The 23,724-nt window shown below is 61.4% G+C and carries 29 protein-coding genes and 1 tRNA gene; 22 read left to right on the forward strand and 8 right to left on the reverse strand.

Going from position 1 to position 23,724, the window contains the following annotated elements; translation table 11 throughout:
* Nucleotides 1–79: 79 nt before the first annotated feature.
* Nucleotides 80–1,168, reverse strand: coding sequence for an asparaginase (locus IM733_RS03240; RefSeq protein WP_248921114.1), 1,089 nt, complete (start codon nt 1,166–1,168; stop codon nt 80–82).
* A 344-nt stretch (nt 1,169–1,512) separates the two neighbouring features.
* Between IM733_RS03240 and IM733_RS03245 the strand changes: the two genes are divergently transcribed.
* The 7 genes from IM733_RS03245 to IM733_RS03275 all read left to right on the forward strand — a co-directional run bounded on the left by IM733_RS03245 (nt 1,513) and on the right by IM733_RS03275 (nt 8,619).
* Entirely contained in the window at nt 1,513–2,469 is a 957-nt protein-coding gene (locus tag IM733_RS03245; RefSeq protein WP_248919508.1) for a sugar ABC transporter substrate-binding protein, read from the forward strand.
* Nucleotides 2,470–2,586: 117 nt separating this feature from the next.
* Nucleotides 2,587–4,140: a sugar ABC transporter ATP-binding protein gene (locus IM733_RS03250; RefSeq protein WP_248919509.1), complete on the forward strand. Its 1,554-nt coding sequence runs from the start codon at nt 2,587–2,589 to the stop codon at nt 4,138–4,140.
* The gene (locus IM733_RS03255; protein ID WP_248919510.1) at nt 4,137–5,129 is read left to right on the forward strand and encodes an ABC transporter permease; all 993 of its coding nucleotides are present in this window, start codon (nt 4,137–4,139) and stop codon (nt 5,127–5,129) included. Before IM733_RS03250 ends, IM733_RS03255 begins: the two co-directional genes overlap by 4 nt.
* Before the next feature lie 4 nt (nt 5,130–5,133).
* Nucleotides 5,134–6,156: a LacI family DNA-binding transcriptional regulator gene (locus tag IM733_RS03260; protein WP_248919511.1), complete on the forward strand. Its 1,023-nt coding sequence runs from the start codon at nt 5,134–5,136 to the stop codon at nt 6,154–6,156.
* 9 nt (nt 6,157–6,165) lie between these two features.
* Nucleotides 6,166–7,074, forward strand: a complete 909-nt coding sequence (gene rbsK, locus IM733_RS03265) for a ribokinase (RefSeq protein WP_248919512.1) — start codon at nt 6,166–6,168, stop codon at nt 7,072–7,074.
* Complete coding sequence (rbsD, locus tag IM733_RS03270) at nt 7,071–7,475, forward strand: D-ribose pyranase (RefSeq protein ID WP_248919513.1); 405 nt, start codon at nt 7,071–7,073, stop codon at nt 7,473–7,475. The genes rbsK and rbsD overlap by 4 nt, the downstream gene beginning before the upstream one ends.
* 133 nt (nt 7,476–7,608) lie before the next feature.
* Entirely contained in the window at nt 7,609–8,619 is a 1,011-nt protein-coding gene (locus tag IM733_RS03275) for a nucleoside hydrolase (RefSeq protein ID WP_248919514.1), read from the forward strand.
* Here the strand turns inward: IM733_RS03275 and IM733_RS03280 are convergent.
* Nucleotides 8,591–8,803, reverse strand: coding sequence for a hypothetical protein (locus IM733_RS03280; protein WP_248919515.1), 213 nt, complete (start codon nt 8,801–8,803; stop codon nt 8,591–8,593). The two genes, IM733_RS03275 and IM733_RS03280, sit on opposite strands and share 29 nt — an antisense overlap.
* Nucleotides 8,804–9,091: 288 nt before the next feature.
* On the opposite strand from IM733_RS03280, the gene IM733_RS03285 reads away from it, so the two are divergent.
* Nucleotides 9,092–9,412 carry an I78 family peptidase inhibitor gene (locus tag IM733_RS03285; protein WP_248919516.1) on the forward strand — a complete coding sequence of 107 codons (321 nt, stop codon included), beginning with the start codon at nt 9,092–9,094 and terminating at the stop codon, nt 9,410–9,412.
* Nucleotides 9,413–9,508: 96 nt separating this feature from the next.
* On the opposite strand, the gene IM733_RS03290 is transcribed toward IM733_RS03285, so the two are convergent.
* Together IM733_RS03290 and IM733_RS03295 are read right to left on the reverse strand one after the other, a co-directional pair.
* Nucleotides 9,509–9,721, reverse strand: a complete 213-nt coding sequence (locus IM733_RS03290) for a cold-shock protein (protein WP_011533204.1) — start codon at nt 9,719–9,721, stop codon at nt 9,509–9,511.
* A gap of 161 nt (nt 9,722–9,882) precedes the next feature.
* Complete coding sequence (locus tag IM733_RS03295) at nt 9,883–10,185, reverse strand: hypothetical protein (RefSeq protein WP_248919517.1); 303 nt, start codon at nt 10,183–10,185, stop codon at nt 9,883–9,885.
* A 334-nt stretch (nt 10,186–10,519) separates the two neighbouring features.
* On the opposite strand from IM733_RS03295, the gene thrS reads away from it, so the two are divergent.
* The 9 genes from thrS (at nt 10,520) to IM733_RS03340 (ending at nt 17,996) form a co-directional block, all read left to right on the forward strand.
* Nucleotides 10,520–12,442: a threonine--tRNA ligase gene (gene thrS, locus IM733_RS03300; RefSeq protein ID WP_028691465.1), complete on the forward strand. Its 1,923-nt coding sequence runs from the start codon at nt 10,520–10,522 to the stop codon at nt 12,440–12,442.
* On the forward strand, nt 12,442–12,993 hold the full coding sequence (infC, locus tag IM733_RS03305; protein WP_248919518.1) for a translation initiation factor IF-3: 552 nt from the start codon (nt 12,442–12,444) through the stop codon (nt 12,991–12,993). The genes thrS and infC overlap by 1 nt, the downstream gene beginning before the upstream one ends.
* 63 nt (nt 12,994–13,056) lie before the next feature.
* Nucleotides 13,057–13,251 carry a 50S ribosomal protein L35 gene (gene rpmI / locus IM733_RS03310; RefSeq protein WP_003250667.1) on the forward strand — a complete coding sequence of 65 codons (195 nt, stop codon included), beginning with the start codon at nt 13,057–13,059 and terminating at the stop codon, nt 13,249–13,251.
* 27 nt (nt 13,252–13,278) lie between these two features.
* On the forward strand, nt 13,279–13,635 hold the full coding sequence (rplT, locus tag IM733_RS03315; protein WP_003250671.1) for a 50S ribosomal protein L20: 357 nt from the start codon (nt 13,279–13,281) through the stop codon (nt 13,633–13,635).
* 111 nt (nt 13,636–13,746) lie between these two features.
* Nucleotides 13,747–14,763, forward strand: a complete 1,017-nt coding sequence (pheS, locus tag IM733_RS03320; protein WP_248919519.1) for a phenylalanine--tRNA ligase subunit alpha — start codon at nt 13,747–13,749, stop codon at nt 14,761–14,763.
* 31 nt (nt 14,764–14,794) lie between these two features.
* Entirely contained in the window at nt 14,795–17,176 is a 2,382-nt protein-coding gene (pheT, locus tag IM733_RS03325; protein WP_248919520.1) for a phenylalanine--tRNA ligase subunit beta, read from the forward strand.
* Between the two features lie 4 nt (nt 17,177–17,180).
* Nucleotides 17,181–17,483, forward strand: coding sequence for an integration host factor subunit alpha (ihfA, locus tag IM733_RS03330; protein WP_009394049.1), 303 nt, complete (start codon nt 17,181–17,183; stop codon nt 17,481–17,483).
* Nucleotides 17,464–17,820 (forward strand): MerR family transcriptional regulator, encoded by a 357-nt coding sequence (locus IM733_RS03335; protein ID WP_023629031.1) that lies wholly within the window; start codon nt 17,464–17,466, stop codon nt 17,818–17,820. Before ihfA ends, IM733_RS03335 begins: the two co-directional genes overlap by 20 nt.
* Nucleotides 17,821–17,919: 99 nt before the next feature.
* Nucleotides 17,920–17,996 (forward strand) — tRNA-Pro (locus tag IM733_RS03340).
* Nucleotides 17,997–18,240: 244 nt separating this feature from the next.
* Here the strand turns inward: IM733_RS03340 and IM733_RS03345 are convergent.
* Both IM733_RS03345 and IM733_RS03350 read right to left on the reverse strand, forming a co-directional pair.
* Nucleotides 18,241–18,765, reverse strand: a complete 525-nt coding sequence (locus IM733_RS03345) for an SH3 domain-containing protein (protein WP_248919521.1) — start codon at nt 18,763–18,765, stop codon at nt 18,241–18,243.
* A gap of 171 nt (nt 18,766–18,936) precedes the next feature.
* Nucleotides 18,937–20,028: an HNH endonuclease gene (locus IM733_RS03350; RefSeq protein ID WP_248919522.1), complete on the reverse strand. Its 1,092-nt coding sequence runs from the start codon at nt 20,026–20,028 to the stop codon at nt 18,937–18,939.
* Between the two features lie 472 nt (nt 20,029–20,500).
* On the opposite strand from IM733_RS03350, the gene IM733_RS03355 reads away from it, so the two are divergent.
* Nucleotides 20,501–20,737 carry a hypothetical protein gene (locus IM733_RS03355; RefSeq protein ID WP_069017822.1) on the forward strand — a complete coding sequence of 79 codons (237 nt, stop codon included), beginning with the start codon at nt 20,501–20,503 and terminating at the stop codon, nt 20,735–20,737.
* Between the two features lie 76 nt (nt 20,738–20,813).
* Nucleotides 20,814–21,122 (forward strand): DUF3077 domain-containing protein, encoded by a 309-nt coding sequence (locus tag IM733_RS03360; RefSeq protein ID WP_248919523.1) that lies wholly within the window; start codon nt 20,814–20,816, stop codon nt 21,120–21,122.
* A gap of 104 nt (nt 21,123–21,226) precedes the next feature.
* Here IM733_RS03360 and IM733_RS03365 read toward each other — a convergent pair whose 3' ends face one another.
* Nucleotides 21,227–21,616 carry a hypothetical protein gene (locus IM733_RS03365; protein ID WP_248919524.1) on the reverse strand — a complete coding sequence of 130 codons (390 nt, stop codon included), beginning with the start codon at nt 21,614–21,616 and terminating at the stop codon, nt 21,227–21,229.
* Nucleotides 21,613–21,915 (reverse strand): hypothetical protein, encoded by a 303-nt coding sequence (locus IM733_RS03370; protein ID WP_248919525.1) that lies wholly within the window; start codon nt 21,913–21,915, stop codon nt 21,613–21,615. Before IM733_RS03370 ends, IM733_RS03365 begins: the two co-directional genes overlap by 4 nt.
* A gap of 245 nt (nt 21,916–22,160) precedes the next feature.
* Between IM733_RS03370 and IM733_RS03375 the strand changes: the two genes are divergently transcribed.
* The 3 genes from IM733_RS03375 to IM733_RS03385 are packed head-to-tail and all read left to right on the forward strand — an operon-like array spanning nt 22,161 to nt 23,640.
* Nucleotides 22,161–22,646, forward strand: a complete 486-nt coding sequence (locus IM733_RS03375) for an Hcp family type VI secretion system effector (protein ID WP_248919526.1) — start codon at nt 22,161–22,163, stop codon at nt 22,644–22,646.
* Nucleotides 22,643–23,356, forward strand: coding sequence for a DUF4225 domain-containing protein (locus IM733_RS03380; protein WP_248919527.1), 714 nt, complete (start codon nt 22,643–22,645; stop codon nt 23,354–23,356). Before IM733_RS03375 ends, IM733_RS03380 begins: the two co-directional genes overlap by 4 nt.
* Entirely contained in the window at nt 23,353–23,640 is a 288-nt protein-coding gene (locus tag IM733_RS03385) for a hypothetical protein (protein ID WP_248919528.1), read from the forward strand. Before IM733_RS03380 ends, IM733_RS03385 begins: the two co-directional genes overlap by 4 nt.
* The last annotated feature ends 84 nt before the right edge of the window (nt 23,641–23,724 follow it).

Consider the following 23,724-nt stretch of genomic DNA (forward strand, 5'->3'; position numbering starts at 1 on the left):
GGCGCAATCCCCTGTAGGAGCCGGCTTTGCCGGCGAACCGGCCGCAGCAAACAACGCCTCGGCCCATTTCAAACGCCGATCAATATTCCCAGAAGATCCGCTGCAGCTCCTTGCTGTCCTGGGTCTTGGTCATCGCCACCATGGCCAGGATCCGCGCCTTCTGCGGGTTCAGGTCATGGGCCACGACCCAGTCGTTCTTGTCGTCAGGTTGCTCGGCGTTGCGCAGTACGAAACCACCCTGGTTGACGTGGGACGAGCGGATGATCTGCACGCCGTCCTTGCGCAGCTCTTGCAGGGCCGGCACCACGCGCGACGACACCGAACCGTTACCGGTACCGGCATGGATGATCGCTTTGGCGCCCCCCTGGGCCAGGGCCTTGTAGGCGGTGTCGGTGACGTTGCCGTAGCCATAGGCGATGTCCACGGCTGGCAGGCTGCTGATGGTCTTGATGTCGAACTCGGAGTTCAGCGTGTGGCGCTTGGCCGGCAGGCGGAAGAAGTACGACTTGCCTTCCACGACCATGCCCAGCGGGCCCCACTGGCTCTTGAAGGCTTCGGTCTTGATGTTGACCGCCTTGCTCACGTCGCGACCCGACTGGATCTCGTCGTTCATCGTTACCAGCACGCCCTTGCCGCGGGCATCCTTGCTGCTGGCCACGGCCACGGCGTTGTACAGGTTGAGCATGCCGTCGGCGGACATGGCGGTGCCGGGGCGCATGGAGCCGACCACGATGATTGGCTTGTCGGTCTTCTCTACCAGGTTGAGGAAGTAGGCGGTCTCTTCCAGGGTGTCGGTGCCGTGGGTGATGACGATGCCATCGACATCCTTGCTGTCGGCCAGTTCGGCGACGCGCTTGCCCAGTTTCAGCAAGTCGTCGTTGCCGATGCTTTCGGAGGCGATCTGCATCACCTGCTCGCCGCGAACGTTAGCCAGGTCCTGCAGCTCCGGCACCCCGGCGATCAACTTGTCGATGCCCAGTTTGGCCGCCTGGTAGGTGGCGCTGTTGGCGGCGCTGGCGCCAGCGCCGGCGATGGTGCCGCCGGTGGCCAGGATCACCACGTTGGCAAGCTTCTGTTGTTGCGCGGCTTCCTTGGCGGAAACCGAGGTTGGCAGGACCAGCAGCAGGGCCAGGGCGCCCGGTGCGAAGGTCTGGAATGCGGATTTCATCATTTCTGCTTCTCTCTTCCTGGGTGAGATGTGCGTTATGTCGCACTTCTGGCAAGGCAGATTTCGTACCAGCAACTACCGCTCGTCGTATTTCATCTTCAAATCCCCTGAAAGGACTGGGGGTATCAGGAGCTGACCAGAAAGTCATCAAGGTCACGCAGGTTCGGTTTTCCGAACAGCTTCAGGAAAAGTTGTTCGGTTTTCCGGATAAATTGCGGATAATCCGACCGGCGTAGTCAGGGGCGGCCTGCGCATGGATTTGACAAAAGCGGCGCCTGTTTCCATAGTTGCTCACCGCAAACGTTTGCGATCCGATAAAAACCACAAGATTCGGAGTCATTTCCATGAAACTGCCGTTCTCCGGCCGTCCGTTGGCCCTTGCCGTACTGTCTTCGCTGATCTTCTCCATGTCCGCCGCCCACGCCGAGAACACGCCCGGCGCGCCCAAAGTTGCCCTGGTGATGAAATCCCTGGCCAACGAGTTCTTCCGCACCATGGAAGACGGCGCCAAGGCCTACCAGAAAGAACACCCGAACGACTTCGAGCTGGTGGCCAACGGTATCAAGGACGAGACCGACACCGGCAACCAGATCCGCATCGTCGAGCAGATGATCGCCACCGGCGCCAAGGCGCTGGTCATCGCCCCGGCTGACTCCAAGGCGCTGGTGCCGGTAATCAAGAAGGCCATGGACGCCGGCATCACCGTGGTCAACATCGACAACCGCCTCGACCCCGAGGTGCTCAAGAGCAAGGGCATCAGCGTACCGTTCGTAGGCCCGGACAACCGCAAGGGCGCGCGCCTGGTCGGCGACTACCTCGCCCAGCAGAAGCTCAAGGCCGGTGATCAGGTCGGGATCATCGAAGGTGTGCCGACCACCACTAACGCCCAGCAGCGCACCGCCGGTTTCAAGGACGCCATGGAAGCCTCGCAGATGAAGATCGTCTCGGTGCAGTCCGGCAACTGGGAGATCGACAAGGGCAACGCCGTGGCCGCCTCGATGCTCAACGAATACCCCGAACTGAAGGCGCTGCTGGCCGGCAACGACAGCATGGCCCTGGGCGCGGTCTCGGCGGTGCGCGCCGCCGGCAAGACTGGCCAGGTGCAGGTGGTCGGCTACGACAACATCAATGCCATCAAACCGATGCTCAAGGACGGCCGCGTGCTGGCCACCCTCGACCAGGCGGCCAGCGAGCAGGCGGTGTTCGGCATCCAGGCGGCGTTGAAGATGCTCAAGGGCGAGAAGCCCGACGTGGATGCCGACAACGTCATCCAGACCCCGGTCAAACTGATCACCGAGTGACTGTAGGCGCGGCTGAAGCCGCGATGCAGGCATTGCGGTGCCTGGCACCCGCTTTGCGGGTGATCGCGGCTGAAGCCGCTCCTACAAAGGCGGTATGTCTATCTAGGAGTAATGGCCATGTCATTACCGGCCAATGAAACCGTGCTTGCCGTCAGCGGCCTGGGCAAGACCTACGCCCAGCCCGTGCTCGGCGACGTCACCCTCGCGCTGCGCGGCGGCGAAGTGCTGGCCCTGACCGGCGAGAACGGCGCGGGCAAGTCGACCCTGTCCAAGTTGATCAGTGGCCTGGAGGTCCCCACCACCGGGCAGATGACCTATCGAGGGCAGCCTTACAGCCCCGTCAGCCGTGCCGAAGCCGAGCGCCTGGGCGTGCGCATGGTGATGCAGGAGCTCAACCTGCTGCCCACCCTGACCGTGGCCGAGAACCTGTTCCTCGACAACCTGCCCAGCCGCTTCGGCTGGGTCAATCACAAACGCCTGCGCCAGTTGGCCACGGCGGCCATGGCCCAAGTGGGGCTGGACGCCATCGACCCGGACACGCCGGTAGGCGAGCTTGGCATTGGCCACCAGCAAATGGTCGAGATCGCCCGCAACCTGATCGGCGACTGCCATGTGCTGATCTTCGACGAACCCACGGCCATGCTCACCGCCCGTGAGGTGGAGTTGCTGTTCACCCAGATCGAGCGCCTGCGCCAGCGCGGCGTGGCCATCGTCTACATCTCTCATCGCCTCGAAGAGTTGCAGCGCGTGGCCCAGCGCATCGCCGTACTGCGCGACGGCAAACTGGTGTGCGCCGAGCCGATCCAGCGCTATAGCAGCGAACAGCTGGTCAACCTGATGGTCGGCCGCGAACTGGGCGAGCATATCGACCTGGGTCAGCGCACGATCGGCGCGCCGTTGCTCAAGGTCGACAAACTCAGCCGCAGTGACAAGGTGCGCGAGGTGTCGTTCGAGGTCAGGGCAGGGGAGATCTTCGGCATTTCCGGCCTGATCGGTGCCGGGCGCACTGAGCTGCTGCGCCTGATCTACGGCGCCGACCGCGCCGACAGCGGCCAGGTCGCCCTTGGTCAGCCGCCACAACCGGTGGCCATCGACTCGCCCAAGTCCGCAGTCAAGGCCGGCATCGCCCTGATCACCGAGGACCGCAAGGGCGAAGGCCTGCTGCTGACCCAGTCGATCAGCGCCAACATCGCCTTGGGCAACCTCGGTGCCGTGTCCCGCGCCGGGGTACTCGACAGCAACGCCGAGCGTGAACTGGCCGAACGCCAGATCGGCGCCATGCGCATCCGCAGCGCCAGCCCTGCGCAGGCGGTGGGCGAGCTGTCCGGCGGCAACCAGCAGAAGGTGGTGATTGGCCGGTGGCTGGAGCGCGACTGCCAGGTACTGCTGTTCGACGAGCCCACCCGTGGCATCGACGTCGGCGCCAAGTTCGATATCTATGGCTTGCTCGCCGAACTCGCGCGCCAGGGCAAGGCCATCGTCGTGGTGTCCAGCGACCTGCGCGAACTGATGCTGATCTGCGACCGCATCGCCGTGCTCTCGGCCGGGCGCCTGATCGACACCTTCGAGCGCGACCGCTGGAGCCAGGACCAGCTCCTCGCCGCTGCCTTCGCCGGCTACCAGAAACGTGATGCCCTGCTGCACGACGCAGCCCCCAGGATGGACGCATGAAAACCACACTCGACACCCCGGGCACAGTGCCCGCCCGCCGCAGCGGCAACTACTATGGCCTGGGCACCTACCTGGGCCTGGCCGGCGCGTTGCTGGCGATGATCGTGCTGTTCTCGATGCTGAGCAGCCACTTCCTCTCCTATGCCACCTTCAGCACCTTGGCCAACCAGATCCCCGACCTGATGGTGCTGGCGGTGGGCATGACCTTCGTGCTGATCATCGGCGGCATCGACCTGTCGGTGGGCTCGGTGCTGGCCCTGGCCGCCTCGGCCGTCAGCGTGGCCATCCTCGGCTGGGGTTGGAGCGTGCTGCCCGCCGCCTTGCTCGGCATGGCCGTGGCGGCGCTGGCCGGCAGCATCACCGGCAGCATCACCGTGGCCTGGCGCATCCCCTCGTTCATCGTCTCACTGGGCGTGCTGGAGATGGCCCGAGGCCTGGCCTACCAGTTCACCGACTCGCGCACCGCCTACATCGGCGATGCCTTTGCCTGGTTCTCCAACCCCATCGCCTTCGGCATCTCGCCGGCCTTCATCATCGCCTTGCTGGTGATCGTGCTGGCCCAGCTGGTGCTGACCCGCACCGTGTTCGGCCGCTACCTGATCGGCATCGGCACCAACGAAGAGGCCGTGCGCCTGGCCGGCATCGACCCGCGCCCGTACAAGATCCTGGTGTTCACCCTGATGGGCGCGCTCGCCGGCCTGGCCGCGCTGTTCCAGATCTCCCGCCTGGAGGCCGCCGACCCGAATGCCGGTGCCGGCCTCGAGCTGCAGGTGATCGCCGCCGTAGTGATCGGCGGCACCAGCCTGATGGGCGGGCGCGGCTCGGTCATCAGCACCTTCTTCGGCGTGCTGATCATCTCGGTGCTGGCTGCGGGCCTGGCCCAGATCGGTGCTTCGGAACCCACCAAACGCATCATCACCGGGGCGGTCATCGTCATCGCCGTGGTGCTCGACACTTACCGTAGCCGGCGCGCGAACCGGCGGAACTGAAACCATGGCAACCATCAAAGATGTCGCGGCACTGGCGGGTATTTCCTACACCACCGTGTCCCATGTACTGAACAAGACCCGCCCGGTCAGCGAGCCCGTGCGGCTCAAGGTCGAGGCAGCGATCGCCGAGCTCGACTACGTGCCCAGCGCCGTGGCCCGCTCGCTCAAGGCGCGCAGCACCGCCACCATCGGCCTGCTGGTGCCCAACAGCGTCAACCCGTACTTCGCCGAGCTGGCCCGGGGTATCGAGGATGCCTGCGAGCGCAATGGCTACTGCGTGATCCTGTGCAACTCCGACGACAATCCGCAAAAGCAGCGCAGCTACCTGCGCGTGCTGCTGGAAAAGCGCATCGACGGGCTGATCGTCGCCTCGGTGGGCGAGGACCAGGACCTGCTCGACAGCCTCGGCGGCGTGCGCACGCCCATGGTCATCGTCGACCGCGCCCTGGACGGCGTGGCCGCCGACCTGGTGCGCATCGACCATGAACATGGCGCCTACCTGGCCACCCGTCATCTGCTGGAGCTGGGCCATCGCGAGATCGCCACCATTGCCGGCCCCGCCGATACCGGCGTGAGCCAGCTGCGCCTGGCGGGCTTCCGTCGCGCCATGGCCGAAGCCGGGGTGGCGGTGGCCAAGGGGCATGTGCTGCACAGCGACTTCACCAGCCCCGGCGGCCATGCCGCGGCGGCGCGGCTGCTCGATGGCGAGCGGCCCACGGCGATCTTCGCCGCCAACGACATGATCGGCTTCGGTGTGCTGCGCGCGGCCGCCGAGCGCAACATCGACGTGCCGGGCGAGCTGTCGGTGATCGGCTTCGACGACATCGAACTCAGCCGCTACGTGTACCCGGCGCTGACCACGGTCGGCCAGTCGATCCGCGAGCTGGGCGAAAGCGCTGCGGGCCTGCTGCTGTCGCGCATCGGCGCGCGTCAGCACGAGGGCGCGGAGCAGCGCATCGTCGCCCCGCGCATCGTCCTGCGCGAATCCACCGGGCCGCGCCCGGACCTGTTCAACGATTACCGTTAAGGAATACCCATGGATGCCAAGGTGGTAGTGGTCGGCAGCCTCAACATGGACCTGGTGGCCCGCGCCCAGCGCCTGCCCCGGGGAGGCGAGACCCTGGCTGGCGAGAGTTTCTTCACCGCCCCTGGTGGCAAGGGCGCCAACCAGGCCGTGGCCGTGGCCCGGCTGGGCGCCAGCGCGGCGATGGTCGGCAATGTCGGCGACGACGCCTATGGCCAGCAGTTGCGCCAGGCCCTGCTGGCCGAGGGCGTCGATTGCCAGGGCGTGAGTGTGTGCGAGGGTGTGTCCAGTGGCGTGGCGCTGATCGTGGTGGATGCCGCCAGCCAGAATGCCATCGTCATCATTCCTGGTGGCAACGGCCTGCTCGGGCCGGAGTCGGTACGCCGTTTCGACCACCTGCTGCAGCAAGCCGAAGTGATCATCTGCCAGCTGGAAGTGCCCGGCGCCACCGTGGCCTGGACCCTGGCCCGCGGTCGCGAGTTGGGCAAGACGGTGATCCTCAACCCGGCGCCGGCCAGCGGCCCGCTGCCGTCCGAGTGGTTCGCCCATATCGACTACCTGATCCCCAACGAGAGTGAGGCCGAGGCCTTGGCCGGCGTGCCCGTCAGTGACCAGGACAGCGCCCGCCGCGCCGCCGAGCGCCTGCGCCAGCTGGGGGCGGGCAAGGTGATCGTTACCCTGGGCGCCGACGGCGTGCTGCTGGTCGATGCCGCCGGCAGCCGGCACTTTCCGGCCCCTCGGGTACAGCCGGTGGATACCACCGCGGCGGGCGACACCTTCGTCGGCGGCTTTGCCGCTGGCCTGGCGCACGGCCTGTCGGAAGAGCAAGCCATCGGCTTCGGCCAGCGCGCCGCCGCATTGTCGGTGACCCGTGTTGGTGCGCAGCCGTCGATACCCTACCTGAAGGAGTTGGTGCCATGAAAAAGGGGCCACTGCTGAATATCGCCCTGTCGCGGACCATCGCCGGCCTGGGGCATGGCGACATCCTGGTGATCGGCGATGCCGGCTTGCCGGTTCCACCTGGCGTGGAGGTCATCGACCTGGCGCTGACTCCAGGCATTCCGGACTTCACCAGCGTGCTGCGCGTGGTGCTGAGCGAGATGCAGGTGGAGCGGCATGTGCTGGCCGAGGAAATGTTCCAGGCCGCTCCGCTGGGCCTGATCGAGGTTGAACAAATGCATGCCCGTGGCGAGATCGGTCAGCGGGAAGTGATGAACCATGCCGATTTCAAGGCGCTGTGCCGGCAGGCGCGGGCCGTGGTTCGTACCGGTGAGTGCCGGCCCTACAGCAATATCGCGCTGGTGGCTGGCGTCACCTTTTGAATGGGTGCGCGGCCACCGTAGGAGCCAGCTTTGCTGGCGAAGAGGCCCTGGCAAGGCTGTGCCTTGCATCGCCAGCAAGGCTGGCTCCTACAGGTGCCCCGTTAGCCTGAAACCTAGCAACAAGGAGTGCTGAATGTCCCTCAAACGCCTGCTCCAAGGAGCCGTCCTCATGTCCGCGCTAGCCGCCACCGCCCTGCAGGCCGCCCCTCGCGACCTGATCATCGACACCGACCCCGGCGCCGACGACGTGGTGGCACTGCTGCTAGCCATGGCTTCCCCTGAGGAGCTGAAGATCCGCGCCATCACCACCGTCGCCGGCAACGTGCGCCTTGAGAAAACCTCGCGCAACGCCCGCCTGGCCCGTGAGTGGGGTGGGCGCGAAGAGATCCCGGTATACGCCGGGGCAGGGCGCCCGCTGGTGCGCACACCCATCTACGCGGCCAACGTGCATGGCGAGGAGGGGCTCACCGGCGTGCAGGTCCACGAGCCGAAGAAGCCCTTGGCCAAAGGCAACGCTGTGCAGTACCTGATCGATACCCTGAGCACCGCCGAGCCCCACAGCATCACCATCGCCATGCTTGGCCCGCAGACCAACCTGGCCCTGGCACTGATCCAGAAGCCCGAGATCGTCAACGGCATCAAGGAAGTGGTGGTGATGGGCGGTGCCCACTTCAACGGCGGCAATATCACCCCGGCCGCCGAGTTCAATCTGTTCGCCGACCCCCATGCCGCCGAAGTGGTGCTGGCCAGCGGCGTCAAGCTTACCTACCTGCCGCTGGACGTCACCCACAAGGTGCTCACCAGCGAGGCACGCCTCAAGCAACTGGCCGCAGTGAACAACCACGCCAGCAAGCTGGTGGTGGACATTCTCGATGCCTACATCAAGTACGACATGGATACCTATGGCATCCCTGGCGGGCCGGTGCACGACGCCAGCGTCATCGCCTACCTGCTCAAGCCCGAGCTGTTCAAGGGGCGCCAGGTGCACCTGGCGGTCGACAGTCGCGAAGGCCCGACCTTCGGCCAGACCGTCGCCGACTGGTACGGCGTGCTCAAGCAGCCAGCCAATGTGATGTGGGTGAAGGAGGGCGATGCCCAGGGCTTCTTCGACCTGCTCAGCGCACGGCTGGCGCGATTGAAATAGCCCCCTGCGGCGCGTGGTGCTCGAGCACCTGCTCGATGAAGCTGCGCGCCGCCTCGCCGCCCAGGTCGCGTACCAGCAGGTCGATGGCGATCAGTACCAGCTCTTCGGGCGTGCCCGGGCTGTAGGCGCTCTGGCCTTCGTCCCACTTGACCTTGATGTCGGCATCGATGCTGTGGCTGCTCATGGGGCGGTTCTCATTGTGGCCTTTGTGATAGGTCGAATACCGCGTCCTGGCGTTCGAAGGGGAGGCATGTCGCGCTCCACTTCTTGCAGTAAATCATGCCTTTGCGTCAAGCGGCCTGCGACTTAGGCATAAGGGGCGGCTTTGGCCGAACCGGCGGTTCGGTGCAATATCCGTTCACGATTGCCTTTCGCGTCAAGCGGCGAGTTCGGGCAGAATTGTGCGGTTTTGCAACAAACATTCCGCGGTACTGTCGGATAAGGCAGTACCCAGATCGATCTAGGAGGATTCATGTTCCGTACCCGCGCTTCCCTGGCGACCCTGCTGCTGGCCACTGTTCTGGCAGGTTGCAGCACTGGCGGCTCCTCGGGCGGCGGCAGCGCCCCAAGCGCCCCGGCCGGCAACGACGGCCGCTGCGAAGCCAGTGGCGCCGACTTCACCCTCGGCAAGCAGGCCACTCCAGCGCTGCTGGATCAGGCGCGCAAGGCCAGTGGTTCGCAAATGGCGCGGGTGCTCACCCCGCACGACGTGATCACCCTGGAGTACCGTTCCGAGCGGCTGAACCTGAATGTCGATGAAAAGGGCGTGGTGACCCGCGTCAACTGCGGTTGACCCAAGGCCTGCAGCTATCCCTGTAGGAGCTGCAAGGCTCGAAACGCGCCCAATAAAAAACCCGCCACAAGTGGCGGGTTTTTGTTTCGATCCGAATTACTCCGGACGAACCTGTGCAGCCTGCATGCCCTTCTGGCCTTTCTCGGCAACGAAGGTTACAGCCTGGCCTTCTTTCAGGCTCTTGAAGCCGTCGGATTCGATGGCCTTGAAGTGTACGAACAGGTCGTCGCCGCCGCCTGCTGGGGTGATGAAGCCGTAGCCTTTTTCATCATTGAACCATTTGACGGTGCCGTTTTGGCGATTGGACATGAGGTGAATCTCCAGAAACATGATTTTTATCGAAGTGCGATGTTGCCGAGGCTACAGGTGCACCGGCGACATCATAGTCCATTTCTGCGCATCTAGCGCCTTTTACCTTCGCAGGATGTTGATCCAGCGCAAAAGATGCGTCGAATCGTCCCGCGGCCCCTCTATTTCGGCTTGCAGGCTGCCTGCACGGCCATCTGGGCCTTCTGCATCAGCTTGGCATCCACGCCGTCCTGGCTGTCGAGGTCCTCGATCTCCTTGTCGTTGAAATTCTTTTTGATGGTTTGGGCGCCGCACTCGCAGTGCTTCTTCGCCTTCGCCTCGTCCAGGCCCTGGCCCGTTGCCACTTGCTGGCATTGGGTCATGTAGGCCGCTTCCTTGCCTGCTGGGAAATTGCCTGCATGAGCGGCCAGGGGCAGCAGCAGGGCACTTGCGGCGCAGGCAGCCAGAAGGGACTGAAGTCGCATAACCAGACACTCCTTGGGTTAAGGTCTCATCAAGAGTAGGTTGCTTCAGAAGGTCTGATAGAAAATTTTCCGTACAAGTTCACCCCAAGGCCGTAATTTCCAAATATTTCTGCTTTCCGGTGCAACCTGCGTGCTAGCATGCTCGGCTTGCAGCTCGCCACTTGCGGCTTGCAGCTTTTACCTTCCAGTCACTCTGGTTCGTCCCTGGCAGACCGAACAGGTCTCTGCCACTGTGAGGCAGGCTTTCCCGCGGGAAAGGCAGGGCGGATCTTGTACTGGCTCATCCCAACCCACGTGACCTTTGGTAGGGGTCACCACTAGGAGAGGAGGCGCCATGCCCGTTATTACTCTTCCCGATGGCAGTCAACGCACGTTCGACCAGCCGGTATCCGTAGCCGAAGTCGCCGCCTCGATCGGTGCAGGCCTCGCCAAGGCGACGCTCGCCGGCAAGGTCGACGGCAAGCTCGTCGATGCCTGCGACAAGATCGACCACGACGCCACCCTGCAGATCATCACCCCTAAAGATGAAGAGGGACTGGAGATCATCCGTCACTCGTGCGCCCACCTGATCGGCCACGCGGTGAAGCAGCTGTACCCGACCGCCCGCATGGTGATCGGCCCGGTGATCGACGAAGGCTTCTACTACGACATCGCCTACGAGCGTCCCTTCACCCCGGACGACCTCGCCGCCATCGAAAAGCGCATGCAGCAGCTGATCGACACGGACTACGACGTCGTCAAGAAGATGACCCCGCGCGCCGAAGTCATCGACGTGTTCACCCAGCGTGGCGAAGACTACAAGCTGCGCCTGGTCGAGGACATGCCGGATGAACAGGCCATGGGCCTGTACTACCACGAAGAATACGTCGACATGTGCCGTGGCCCGCACGTGCCGAATACCCGCTTCCTGAAAGCGTTCAAGCTGACCAAGCTCAGCGGTGCCTACTGGCGCGGCGACGCCAAGAACGAGCAGCTGCAGCGCGTGTACGGTACCGCCTGGGCCGACAAGAAGCAGCTGGCCGCCTACATCCAGCGCATCGAAGAAGCCGAAAAACGCGACCACCGCAAGATCGGCAAGCAGCTCGACCTGTTCCACCTGCAGGAAGAAGCCCCAGGCATGGTGTTCTGGCACGCCAACGGCTGGACCGTGTACCAGGTGCTCGAGCAGTACATGCGCCAGGTCCAGCGTGAAAACGGCTATCAAGAGATCAAGACCCCGCAGGTCGTCGACCGCATCCTCTGGGAGCGTTCCGGCCACTGGTCCAACTACGCCGAGAACATGTTTACCACTTCGTCGGAAAACCGCGACTACGCGGTAAAACCGATGAACTGCCCGTGCCATGTGCAGGTGTTCAACCAGGGCCTGAAGTCGTACCGCGACCTGCCGCTGCGCCTGGCCGAGTTCGGTGCCTGCCACCGCAACGAGCCGTCCGGCGCCCTGCATGGCATCATGCGCGTGCGTGGCTTCGTGCAGGACGACGCGCACATCTTCTGCACCGAAGATCAGGTGAAGAAGGAAGCCGCCGACTTCATCAAGCTCACGCTCGATGTGTACAAGGACTTCGGCTTCACCGACGTCGCCATGAAGCTGTCGACCCGTCCGGCCAAGCGCGTGGGTTCCGAAGAGCTGTGGGACCGTGCCGAAGGCGCCCTGGCCGACGCCCTGAACGAATCGGGCCTGGAGTGGGAATACCAGCCGGGCGAGGGCGCGTTCTACGGCCCGAAGATCGAATTCACCCTGCGCGACTGCCTCGGCCGTAACTGGCAGTGCGGCACCCTGCAGTACGACCCGAACCTGCCGGAACGCCTGGACGCCAGCTACATCGCCGAAGACAACAGCCGCGTGCGCCCGGTGATGCTGCACCGCGCCATCCTCGGCTCGTTCGAGCGCTTCATCGGTATGCTGATCGAGCACTACGCCGGCGTGTTCCCAGCCTGGCTCGCCCCGACCCAAGCCGTGATCATGAACATCACCGACAAGCAGGCCGATTTCGCCCTCGAAGTGGAAAAAGCCCTGAACGGTAGCGGATTCCGTGCCAAGTCGGACTTGAGAAATGAGAAGATCGGCTTTAAAATCCGCGAGCATACGTTGCTGCGGGTCCCTTATCTTTTGGTTATAGGGGATCGCGAAGTCGAAACGCAAACCGTCGCTGTGCGCACCCGCGAAGGCGCAGACCTGGGCTCGATGCCCGTCGCGCAGTTCGCTGAGCTGCTGTCGCAAGCGGTTTCCCGGCGTGGTCGCCAAGAATCGGAGTAATGACTATTAAGCGTGAAATGAGAAACGATAAACGAACTGCACCGAAAGCCCCGATCAACGAGAATATCTCGGCACGCGAGGTTCGGTTAATTGGTGCTGACGGCGAGCAGATTGGCATCGTCTCGATTGATGAAGCGCTGCGTATCGCTGATGAAGCGAAGCTGGATCTGGTGGAAATCTCTGCAGACGCGGTACCGCCCGTCTGCAAGGTGATGGACTACGGCAAGCACCTCTTCGAGAAGAAGAAGCAGGCCAACGAAGCCAAGAAGAACCAGAAGCAGATCCAGATCAAAGAAATCAAGTTTCGTCCAGGGACGGAAGAAGGGGATTACCAGGTAAAACTACGCAACCTGGTACGTTTCCTTAGCGATGGGGACAAGGCCAAGATCTCTCTGAGATTCCGCGGCCGTGAGATGGCCCACCAGGAGCTGGGCATGGAGCTGTTGAAGCGGGTCGAAACCGACCTCGCCGACTATGGCACCGTTGAGCAGCATCCGAAGATGGAAGGACGCCAGCTTATGATGGTCATCGCCCCCAAAAAGAAGAAGTAATCTCCCGGGCACGGCAGGCCTGATGATTATTGTGTAATTTTTATTCGAATGCGGAGTTCCAACATGCCAAAAATGAAAACCAAGAGCGGTGCTGCGAAGCGCTTCCTGAAGACGGCTTCCGGCTTCAAGCACAAGCACGCTTTCAAGAGCCACATCCTGACCAAAATGTCGACCAAGCGTAAGCGTCAACTGCGCGGTGCCAGCTTGCTGCACCCGTCTGACGTGGCAAAAGTCGAGCGCATGCTGCGCGTTCGTTAATTCTGGTTAAGATAGAGGAAGTTACTCATGGCTCGTGTTAAGCGCGGCGTTATCGCTCGTAAGCGTCACAAAAAAATTCTGAAACTGGCTAAAGGCTACTACGGTGCGCGCTCGCGCGTATTCCGCGTTGCCAAGCAAGCGGTCATCAAGGCAGGCCAATACGCCTACCGCGACCGTCGCCAGAAGAAGCGTCAGTTCCGCGCACTGTGGATCGCTCGTATCAACGCCGGTGCCCGCACCAACGGTCTGTCGTACAGCCGTCTGATTGCTGGCCTGAAAAAAGCGTCGATCGAAATCGACCGTAAGGTTCTGGCTGATCTGGCAGTGAACGAAAAAGCGGCGTTTGCTGCGATTGTCGAGAAGGCTAAAGCCGTACTGGCTTAAGTACCCACGACAATCATCCGGCGGCGCCTGCGCCGTCGGGTGTAAAACGTCATCGGATAGGGGAAGAGCCTTCAAAAGCTCTTCCCCTATTTTCGTATCTGGAGTCTGTACATGGAAAACCTGGACGCGCTGGTCGCCCAAGCCCTCGAGGCCGTGGAACGCGCTGAAGACATCACTACCCTGGAACAGATCCGGGTCCAATATCTCGGCAAGAAAGGCGAGCTGACCCAGGTGATGAAGACCCTGGGCAACCTGCCAGCCGAAGAGCGCCCCAAGGTCGGCGCGCTGATCAACGACGCCAAGGAACGCGTCACCGACGTGCTCAACGCACGCAAGGCCGCTTTTGAAGAGGCCGAGCTGAACGCTCGCCTGGCCGCCGAATGCATCGACGTCACTCTACCAGGCCGTGGCCAGACCACCGGTGGGCTGCACCCGATCACCCGTACCCTCGAGCGCATCGAGCAGTTCTTCACCCATATTGGCTACGGCATCGCCGAAGGCCCCGAGGTCGAAGACGACTACCACAACTTCGAAGCGCTCAACATCCCCGGCCACCACCCGGCCCGGGCGATGCACGACACCTTCTACTTCAACGCCAACATGCTGCTGCGCACCCACACCTCGCCGGTCCAGGTGCGCACCATGGAAAGCACCCAGCCGCCGATCCGCATCGTCTGCCCAGGTCGTGTGTACCGTTGCGACTCGGATATCACCCACTCGCCGATGTTCCACCAGGTCGAAGGCCTGCTGATCGACCGCGGCATCAACTTCGCCGACCTCAAGGGCACCATCGAAGAGTTCCTGCGGGTGTTCTTCGAGAAAGAACTGGCCGTGCGCTTCCGCCCGTCGTTCTTCCCCTTCACCGAGCCGAGCGCCGAAGTCGACATCCAGTGCGTGATGTGTTCCGGCAAGGGCTGCCGCGTGTGCAAGCAGACCGGCTGGCTGGAAGTGATGGGCTGCGGCATGGTCCACCCGAACGTGCTGCGCATGTCCGGCATCGACCCGGAAGAGTACCAGGGCTTCGCCTTCGGCATGGGCGCCGAGCGCCTGGCCATGCTGCGCTATGGCGTCAACGATTTGCGTCTGTTCTTCGACAACGACCTGCGGTTCTTGGCTCAATTCCGCTAGGCCCAATCGACGCAACTTTCAGGAGAACAGCATGAAATTCAGTGAACAGTGGCTGCGCGGTTGGGTAAACCCGCAAGTCTCCCGTGACGAACTGGTCGCCCGCCTGTCCATGGCCGGCCTCGAAGTCGACAGCGTGACCCCCGCTGCCGGCCAGTTCAGCGGCATCGTGGTGGGCGAGATCCTCACCACCGAACAACACCCGGACGCCGACAAGCTGCGCGTGTGCCAGGTGAGCAACGGCGCAGAGACCTTCCAGGTGGTCTGCGGCGCCCCGAATGCCCGCCCAGGCATCAAGATCCCGTTCGCCATGATCGGTGCCGAACTGCCGGGCGACTTCAAGATCAAGAAGGCCAAGCTGCGCGGCGTCGAGTCCTTCGGCATGCTCTGCTCGGCTTCCGAGCTGCAGATCAGCGACGAGAACGACGGCCTGCTGGAACTGGCCGCCGACGCCCCGGTTGGCCAGGACATCCGTCAGTACCTGAACCTGGACGACGCCAGCATCGAGATCGGCCTGACCCCGAACCGCGGCGACTGCCTGTCCATCGCCGGCCTTGCCCGTGACGTCAGCGCCCTGTACGACGTGCCGGTCACCCGCCCGGTGGTGCCAGCCGTACCGGCTGCCCACGACGAAGTGCGCCCGGTCGACGTCAGCGCCCCGGCCGCCTGCCCGCGTTACCTGGGCCGCGTGATCCGCAATGTCGACCTGAGCAAGCCGACCCCGCTGTGGATGGTCGAGCGCCTGCGCCGCAGCGACGTGCGCAGCATCGACGCCGCCGTCGACATCACCAACTACGTGATGCTCGAGCTCGGCCAGCCGATGCACGCCTTCGACCTCGCCGAAATCAACGGCGGTATCCGCGTGCGCATGGCCGAGGAGGGTGAGAAACTCGTCCTGCTGGACGGCCAGGAAGTTGCCCTGCGCGCCGACACCCTGGTGATCGCCGACCACACCCGCGCCCTGGCCATTGCCGGCGTGATGGGTGGCGAGCACAGCGGCGTCAACACCGAGAAGACCCGCGACCTGTTCCTCGAGAGCGCCTTCTTCGAGCCGATCTCCGTCGCCGGCAAGGCCCGTTCCTACGGCCTGCACACCGACGCCTCGCACCGCTACGAGCGCGGCGTGGATTCGCAACTGGCCCGTGAAGCCATGGAGCGCGCCACCGCCCTGGTGCTGGAGATCGTCGGCGGCGAAGCAGGCCCCGTAGTCGAAGCCGTGAGCGAGCAGCACCTGCCGAACATCGCGCCGATCACCCTGCGCGACGAACGCATCACCCAGATGCTCGGCATGCAAATGCAAGCCGCCCAGGTCGAGCAGCTGCTCAACGCCCTGGAGCTGAAAACCAGTGCAAGTGGGGCAGGGGAGTGGACTGTCACCGTCCCAAGCCACCGCTTCGATGTCAGCCTGGAAGTCGACCTGATCGAAGAGCTGGCCCGCCTGTACGGCTACAACAACCTGCCGGTCCGTTACCCGCAAGCCCGCCTGGCCCCGCAAGCCCGCCCGGAAACCCGTGGCGAGCTGCCGAACCTGCGTCGCCTGCTGGTTGCCCGCGGCTACCAGGAAGCCATCACCTACAGCTTCATCGACCCGAAACTGTTCGAGCTGTTCACCCCAGGCGTCGAGCCGCTGCTGCTGGCCAACCCGATCTCCAACGACATGGCCGCCATGCGCGCCTCGTTGTGGCCGGGCCTGGTCAAGGCCATGCAGCACAACCTCAACCGCCAGCAAGACCGCGTGCGCTTGTTCGAAAGCGGCCTGCGCTTCGTCGGCCAGCTCGGTGACCTCAAGCAGCAGCCGATGATCGCCGGCGTCGTCACCGGCAGCCGCCTGCCGGAAGGCTGGGCCAACGGCCGCGACAGCATCGACTTCTTCGACGTCAAAGCCGATGTGGAAGCCCTGCTGGGTTACTCCGGTGCCCTGAGCGACTTCACCTTCGCTGCCGGCAAACACCCGGCCCTGCACCCCGGCCAGACCGCACGTATCGAGCGCGACGGCAAGGAAGTCGGCTACCTCGGCGCCATCCACCCCGAGCTGGCCAAGACCCTCGGCCTCGACCGCCCGGTGTTCGTCTTCGAGTTGGTGCTCGGCGATGTAGTCGAAGGCCGCCTGCCGAAGTTCAGCGAGCTGTCCAAGTTCCCGGAAACCCGTCGTGACCTGGCTTTGATCGCAGGACGTGATGTAGCTTCTAGCTCGGTGCTTGAAGTAATTCGTGACAATGCGGGCGAATGGCTCACAGACCTCAGGCTGTTTGACGTCTACCAGGGTAAAGGCATTGATCCTGATAGAAAAAGCCTGGCGGTCGGCTTGACCTGGCAACATCCATCGCGCACTCTTAACGACGATGAGGTGAATGAAACCCTGCAAACCATCCTCACCTCGCTTGAACAAAAGTTGAACACCACGTTAAGGAAATAACGGCATGGGTGCTCTGACGAAAGCTGAGATGGCCGAAAGGCTGTACGAGGAGCTGGGGCTTAACAAGCGTGAGGCCAAGGAGCTGGTCGAGCTGTTTTTCGAAGAAATTCGGCACGCGCTTGAAGACAACGAGCAGGTCAAGTTGTCCGGTTTCGGCAACTTCGACCTTCGCGACAAACGCCAGCGGCCGGGCCGCAACCCTAAAACAGGGGAAGAGATCCCGATCACCGCGCGCCGCGTCGTCACCTTTCGTCCAGGGCAGAAGCTGAAAGCCCGGGTAGAGGCCTATGCTGGAACCAAGCCATAACGACGAGCTGCCCCCCATCCCGGGCAAACGCTACTTCACCATCGGTGAAGTCAGCGAGCTCTGTGCGGTAAAACCGCACGTGCTGCGTTACTGGGAGCAGGAGTTCACGCAGCTCAACCCGGTGAAGCGCCGTGGCAACCGGCGGTATTATCAGCGCCAGGACGTGCTGATGATCCGCCAGATCCGCGCTTTGCTGTATGACCAGGGCTTTACCATTGGCGGGGCGCGGTTACGGCTCTCCAGTGATGAGGTCAAGGATGAGTCCAGCCAGTACAAGCAGCTGATTCGGCAGATGATTGCGGAGTTGGAGGATGTGCTGGTGGTATTGAAGAAGTGACCTGGTTGGCGACGAGTGGAAATTTTTGAAAAAAAGCTTCCATTATTCAAAAGGTTAGGTTAAATTCTTCAACGTTCTCAGCGGTATCGAGAATGATGTCGGGGCGTAGCGCAGCCCGGTAGCGCACTTGCATGGGGTGCAAGGGGTCGAGTGTTCGAATCACTCCGTCCCGACCAAAAATCCCTAAAAATCCAGTCACTTAGCGGTGACTGGATTTTTTTATGCCTACACATTTTGCTGCTGATAGAAATTTTGCCTCACTTTCTGCCCACCGAGATGTTGGTTAGATTTCGCGGGCTGCTTAGAGGCCTGAGTATGAGCTTACCGCCAAAGGCTTGCACCAACGCAGTGCGATACGAGGACCGACTTTCCACTGACGGCATTGGCAGATCTACAGAACTCAGCCATTAGCGAGAGACGCTAAACGCCGTACCGTTTGTTTCCCCCAGATGTGATGCAGTAGCGACCGCCTCTTGGGCCTATGCAGATACGACCCGAAGAGCAGGGGCACGATGAACCATATTCTGACGTTGTGCTGCGAGCTGGTTGTGGAGTGGGTCGCTCTCTTTTGGGCTGTAAGCTAATAAAGCAATTTACGCCGCTGCAGAGATTTTTATAGGAAATCCACCGCTGCGGCTGTCCATCAAGGCTGATGCGGGCCCACTCATTCTGCTGCTCATAGACCCGCACCTTCTCACCGCGTTTGAGCTGGGAAATCACTTTTCCGCCTGGCTGAGCGCGCAGGTTCAGCTTGTCCGCGTTGACGAAGTGCTCTGTTGTAGATTCTTGTGTTGTCTGTGGCGTCAGTGATGAGGCCGTTGTCAAGGGCCTCACGGGCGTCTGGCTAAGTGGCGCCTCTATTCTAGGCGAGTCCTTTTTGTTGACTGCCCAGACCACTACAAAGAAGACAAGCAGTAACAGCCAAGATTGACCCTTTTTGCGCATATCCCTTGCACCCTCGAATAGAACTGTCCCAGCGACGGAACCTCATGAAACGCCTCACCTTTTGGCCATCAAGGCAGGTTGTACAGCGAAAGTTCCGGTGGGTATGTATGCCTAAGCTTTTCAGCTTAGCCGAGTAGCGCAGTTAGCACGGAGGATTGTGACAAATTAAACTCAGCCTTCAATTGCGTTAAGTCGCTGCTTCAACTGCTCGTTGAGCGACACCCCGTGTAAACCTGAGTGAATTTCGCGATGGCAAGATGGGCAGACAGCACCTACGTACCGAGGGTGGTCGAGGCCTCCGTCGGAGAGCCGATTTACATGATGCGGCTCCAGGTATGGGGTTCCATCTTTCTTAAAAAATGGAGCTGGCTTGTCGCAGCTTTCACATAAGCCTTTGGCACGCATGAGGACGTAGTGAGCGACCTTCCGGCTGCGCTGGTAAATTTTGCGATGCGCCGATTGGTCCATTGCATTCGTTACCGGCTTGCAGGCAGCCAGAGCGGCTATCCGAGCAGCAGCTAACGAATCTTCGAGTTCAACCCCCGTCCCCAACTCAGTTTCGATATTCAGCTCTGGACTGCCCACAGGCACCAATCTGAATACAAGAGCAGTACGATCCTTGCCATCAACATCCGGCTGGGTTCGTTCAAAGACGTCGGCGCAGCAGAACTCACCTATATAGCGATTACCTTTTCCTTTGCCGAGCGACTTGAACAGATGAAGCACACGACCTGTCTCCGCATGCTCAGCGACAGCTCTGTTGCCACGGTTCAATTTCATAGGCCCACGCTTCCCTTCACCGGTGTAGAGAAACGCACCGTTGTCCCAGCTGTCGGCATAGCCATATTGCTCGCCACTATCGCCTGTAAACAAGAAAATCGCCGGGTGGGTAGCGGATGCCGCTATGCCGCTCTGCCGGCTACCCCCGAATGGTCCGTTGATTTCAGTCACGCGATCGTAAATGGCCCCAGGCTCGAACTGCAGGACTGGTTCTAGACCAGTGCTCTGCAGCTCGATGATGGAAAATCCACGCTTTTCTAAATAGCGGTTTGTGAGGTGTCCGCCTGGGAATTGGCTAACTGCGATGCCGGTAGCCAAGGAGACTATTTTCTTTGCTGGGTACGATGTACCCCCTACAGCAATCGCGTAGCGGTGGGCAGGGTTCGTCTCCCAACCATGCCACTCTCGTCTTCCTCTAAAGTCGCGGTCAAATTCCAGCAAAGCCTCATCAATACGTTCCTTCGATACAGCTTTGATCGCCACGTGCGCTGCCCTTTGTCGCCGATGTTTGTAGGAAATTTCCCCATCGTCGCCAAAGTGATCAAACGGTTCAAGAAAAACTGGCAAAGCGCCACTGCGATCGTAGCGTCCGCGCGAGAGTTCGTATGCGTTCCAGGTCCATATTCGTTGTGGCAGCAGGCGTGCCTAAGGTCTACGGAATCGGATTTTCCCTCTTCTCTGTAGTCCGTTTCCGAAACATACTTCTACCCCCTTACAGCCCGTTGCAGCCGCTGCATCACCCATCTAGTCTCGCCAAGTCGCTGCCAATTCAGCGAACGGTTTTGACAGACCGGGAAGATAGTAACGCGCGTGCACGGCCGTCTATGGTGGCTGTACGTGGGGCACTTCGGTGCGCCGGTTTCCTATTTTCCCGGTCTGTCAACCCGCGTACAGCTGCCACCTTTCTGTTTGACAGCAGAGAACGGTAGCTCCATTTGAAAATAGGAGCTCTACCATGCTGAAAATAGTCCCCGATCCACCCCAGCACGACAAATACACCACCCACACCCTCGAAGACCTCCTGGTCCAGATCTCCGAATACCTCGTCTGCGCCCTGACCGTCAGCCAGCAGACTGTCCTGCTCCACGCCAAACCCCCAGGCCAGGTCCTGACCCTCGCCGCCATGCACGAAATCGACAGCGCCCGCACCCTGGTGGAAGTGGCACTGAGCCGCGTGCAATCCCGGCACTGACCTGGCGAGCCTGGGCTCGTACTTGATGTTCACCGATCAGGCCCCGCGCCGTTCGCGGGGTCGCAGGAGGAATGGTATGGATAAGGAGTTGCAAATCCCGCGCATCAAGAAACTCGCCACCACTGGCGTCGGTCATTTCGGCGAAGGCGCGGAGGTGGGTGTGCGAGACCCGCTGTTCCGTGTGGTGGCGGGGCATCCGCTGGACCATGCGGTGGAGCAGGCGACCGTGCTGATGTGTGCGGTGCACAAAATCAGTGATCTGGCGATGGTGGAGACTGATCATCTGCCTACGCTGCTGACGGCGGTGCATTACCTCAGCGGCATGGCCAAGGCGTTGGCCCAGGATGTGAATCATGGGTTGATGGTTGGGCGGGGGGCTGAGTAGGGGAGGGTATCTGGCTGGGGCTTGGTTGCCTGGGCGGGCGCTATCGCGGTGCAAGCCCGCTCCCACGAGTCCGGACAGGCTTGCTTTCGCGTTCCGGCTAGCCGCTATGGCGCCAGGTTCAACCCGTTACAGCGGCCCTTGGTGGAGAAATCGTTGATCTGCCGCGCCTTGTTCACCGACATCAGGATCGTGCAGCCGCCAGGGTGGGCCACGTCGTCCCAGTAGTTGGTATGGACCATCACGTTGCCTTGCATCTCGGCGGTGCTGCCGACCACCTCCTTTTGCACGTAGGTGGTATCGCGGTACCAGCCCAACTGCACCCCAGCGCCGTCGGGCAACGGCTCCATGCGCATGGACGGGCCGAAGAAGTCGATGGCCTGCTTGGCGTCGCGCCCTTGCCATTGGTTGCCCGCCATCAGCTCCGGCAGGGTCGGGATGCAGCCGGCCAGCGCAGGCAGCAACAGGCCAAGTACCAGCAGAGGGCGCGCTCTCATCGTGGGGTGTTCGCCAGCATGTCGTCCAGCTCCTGCACCGCCTGGCTGTTGGCCTGGACGCCAATCAACTGGATGAACATGGTCTGGATGGTGGCGACCATCTTCGCCGCCGGCATCTTGCCGATCGACAGCATCTGGTTGCGCGCGCGGTTATCGGGGGCGCAGACGAAGGCGAAGGTGCGCTGCAACCAGTAGTCCTTCGGTGCGACCCAGCCTTTGACGCTGGTTTTTACATCCCTCTTGGCACCGTCGAAGCGATGTATCGCCCGGACGCTTTGCACGCCACCGAGCTTTTGCATGATGCCGACGGCATCGGCGACGTAGACCTCGTTGTGTCTTTGCCGTAGATGATCCAGTAGGCGCCCGCAGCTTGTTTTGCCATGGTTGAGGTGCTGCAGGCCAGAGCCAGGATGGCCTGACGCCTGTAGCAGTCAGGCGCAGTAAACAGGGCGTTCCGCGCCCGGCGAATATTTGGGATGCGTCCGGCATACAACGGGTTGTCGTTTTCGTAGGCTGCATCCCTTGTCTACAGGGAGAGCAGACCATGGCGTTCAATGGCTACATGAGTATCAAAGGCAATCGACAGGGGTTGATTTCGGCGGGGTGCAATACCCAGCCATCCATTGGCAACAAATGCCAGCTCGTGCACCAGGACGAAATAACGGTGCTGTCCTTCAATCACGCTCTTGCCACCCCTGATACCAACCAACGTGCTGTGCATCAGCCCGTGGTGATCACCAAGCACATCGACAAGGCCACACCCTTGCTGGCCCAGGCCGTGGACTGCCGGGAAGTGGTCGACTGCGATATCCAGCTGTACCGCATTCATTCGGCGGGCCATCGGGAAAAGTACTTCTCCGTAAGGCTGGAGGGTGCGGTGGTCGTCAGCCAGGAGCTGGACGTGCCCCACGCGACGCTCTTGACCGACCAGGATGCCGAGGAGCGGCTGCTTATCAGCTATCGGGCCATCAGCTGGATTCATCACGCCGCTGGTACCACCGGGTACGCCACGTGGGGGGAGCAGCTATGAGCCAGCGCGAGGAATATGGTGAGCGGCTTGATGAGGCGTATTGGGAGGTGAATGCGGCGGCATCTAGGTTGATCAGTTATGGCTGTGGGGTCAGTGCCAAACACCTGAGCGATCGGCGGTTGCGGATGCAGTTCAATCGGGAACTGGCTTATTACGCGCGGCGAGTTTTGGACGATGTGTACCACCGTAAATCCAGTGCTGGGGATGCACTTATTGAGCTGAGGAATGAGAGGGACAGGCTGAAAGCTCAGTCGGAACGCATCACTTTGCAAGCGATTGGTGTTATTGGCGGGACAGGACAGATTATCACCGGTGCCGGTATTTGTTATGGGTCGCTTGGGTTGCTGTGCGCAACTTTGGGAGCGCCAATGATTGCGCACGGAGGAAATAATATATATGAGAGTGCAAGGGGGTTGTATGAGGGTCGTGATGATATAGAGGGGCCGGTCAAAAAAGGCTATCGTGAAGTCTCTAAGAGTTTAGGGTATACCGAGCGGGAGGGTACACTAGCATACTTGGCCGCCGATGCAGCGCTGTCGGTGGGCGCTCTGTTTCGGCCAGTTTTAAAAGCGGATGCATGGAGACTTTACAAGTACTATTCCGTTGATAATGAGGCTGCGATACGACAGATGAGCACAGCAGCGGGTGTTGTAGAAACAACCACAACCGGTGCCACGGCATATCAGTTTAATAAAGAATACAGGGAATGAGTGTGTTTGAGTTTCTTCTGATTATCGTCGTGGACGTGCCGACTACGTTGCTGATCAGACGCTACTTGTGCTCCACGAAAAGCAGTGTATTCCTTGTGGTGCTGGCCTATATTCATGCGATTGTGATAGGAGGCTTCTATGTCACGCTCTTGAAGGGTGATGACGTGTTTTTTGTGGAAATAGACTATGGAGATAACTTTTTTCGTGACTTGATTTTTGTCAATGTTGGGGTTTTTGTCATGGTCATGTTTCATGGCTGGTCTGTTTCTTCGCGCTATAAATAATGTTGTGCCTTGCGTTATGCGCCGTCTTGGCTGCTGGCGAGTTTAGTGAGAAGTGCGTGGGATGAGTGTGTTCGAATTTATGTT

Source organism: Pseudomonas entomophila (assembly GCF_023277925.1).
Lineage (GTDB): Bacteria > Pseudomonadota > Gammaproteobacteria > Pseudomonadales > Pseudomonadaceae > Aquipseudomonas > Aquipseudomonas entomophila_D.

Bases quoted from the DNA above. Each gene is read 5' to 3' on its own strand.
- IM733_RS03380 (WP_248919527.1), top strand. From the start codon at position 22,643: ATGAGCCAGCGCGAGGAATATGGTGAGCGGCTTGATGAGGCGTATTGG.
- thrS (WP_028691465.1), top strand. From the start codon at position 10,520: ATGCCCGTTATTACTCTTCCCGATGGCAGTCAACGCACGTTCGACCAG.
- infC (WP_248919518.1), top strand. From the start codon at position 12,442: ATGACTATTAAGCGTGAAATGAGAAACGATAAACGAACTGCACCGAAA.
- IM733_RS03360 (WP_248919523.1), top strand. From the start codon at position 20,814: ATGGATAAGGAGTTGCAAATCCCGCGCATCAAGAAACTCGCCACCACT.
- rpmI (WP_003250667.1), top strand. From the start codon at position 13,057: ATGCCAAAAATGAAAACCAAGAGCGGTGCTGCGAAGCGCTTCCTGAAG.
- IM733_RS03275 (WP_248919514.1), top strand. From the start codon at position 7,609: ATGTCCCTCAAACGCCTGCTCCAAGGAGCCGTCCTCATGTCCGCGCTA.
- rplT (WP_003250671.1), top strand. From the start codon at position 13,279: ATGGCTCGTGTTAAGCGCGGCGTTATCGCTCGTAAGCGTCACAAAAAA.
- IM733_RS03240 (WP_248921114.1), bottom strand. From the start codon at position 1,168: ATGAAATCCGCATTCCAGACCTTCGCACCGGGCGCCCTGGCCCTGCTG.
- pheS (WP_248919519.1), top strand. From the start codon at position 13,747: ATGGAAAACCTGGACGCGCTGGTCGCCCAAGCCCTCGAGGCCGTGGAA.
- IM733_RS03345 (WP_248919521.1), bottom strand. From the start codon at position 18,765: ATGCGCAAAAAGGGTCAATCTTGGCTGTTACTGCTTGTCTTCTTTGTA.
- pheT (WP_248919520.1), top strand. From the start codon at position 14,795: ATGAAATTCAGTGAACAGTGGCTGCGCGGTTGGGTAAACCCGCAAGTC.
- IM733_RS03280 (WP_248919515.1), bottom strand. From the start codon at position 8,803: ATGAGCAGCCACAGCATCGATGCCGACATCAAGGTCAAGTGGGACGAA.
- IM733_RS03285 (WP_248919516.1), top strand. From the start codon at position 9,092: ATGTTCCGTACCCGCGCTTCCCTGGCGACCCTGCTGCTGGCCACTGTT.
- IM733_RS03375 (WP_248919526.1), top strand. From the start codon at position 22,161: ATGGCGTTCAATGGCTACATGAGTATCAAAGGCAATCGACAGGGGTTG.
- IM733_RS03250 (WP_248919509.1), top strand. From the start codon at position 2,587: ATGTCATTACCGGCCAATGAAACCGTGCTTGCCGTCAGCGGCCTGGGC.
- IM733_RS03370 (WP_248919525.1), bottom strand. From the start codon at position 21,915: ATGCAAAAGCTCGGTGGCGTGCAAAGCGTCCGGGCGATACATCGCTTC.
- IM733_RS03365 (WP_248919524.1), bottom strand. From the start codon at position 21,616: ATGAGAGCGCGCCCTCTGCTGGTACTTGGCCTGTTGCTGCCTGCGCTG.
- rbsD (WP_248919513.1), top strand. From the start codon at position 7,071: ATGAAAAAGGGGCCACTGCTGAATATCGCCCTGTCGCGGACCATCGCC.
- IM733_RS03290 (WP_011533204.1), bottom strand. From the start codon at position 9,721: ATGTCCAATCGCCAAAACGGCACCGTCAAATGGTTCAATGATGAAAAA.
- IM733_RS03255 (WP_248919510.1), top strand. From the start codon at position 4,137: ATGAAAACCACACTCGACACCCCGGGCACAGTGCCCGCCCGCCGCAGC.
- IM733_RS03385 (WP_248919528.1), top strand. From the start codon at position 23,353: ATGAGTGTGTTTGAGTTTCTTCTGATTATCGTCGTGGACGTGCCGACT.
- ihfA (WP_009394049.1), top strand. From the start codon at position 17,181: ATGGGTGCTCTGACGAAAGCTGAGATGGCCGAAAGGCTGTACGAGGAG.
- IM733_RS03335 (WP_023629031.1), top strand. From the start codon at position 17,464: ATGCTGGAACCAAGCCATAACGACGAGCTGCCCCCCATCCCGGGCAAA.
- IM733_RS03245 (WP_248919508.1), top strand. From the start codon at position 1,513: ATGAAACTGCCGTTCTCCGGCCGTCCGTTGGCCCTTGCCGTACTGTCT.
- IM733_RS03295 (WP_248919517.1), bottom strand. From the start codon at position 10,185: ATGCGACTTCAGTCCCTTCTGGCTGCCTGCGCCGCAAGTGCCCTGCTG.
- rbsK (WP_248919512.1), top strand. From the start codon at position 6,166: ATGGATGCCAAGGTGGTAGTGGTCGGCAGCCTCAACATGGACCTGGTG.
- IM733_RS03355 (WP_069017822.1), top strand. From the start codon at position 20,501: ATGCTGAAAATAGTCCCCGATCCACCCCAGCACGACAAATACACCACC.
- IM733_RS03260 (WP_248919511.1), top strand. From the start codon at position 5,134: ATGGCAACCATCAAAGATGTCGCGGCACTGGCGGGTATTTCCTACACC.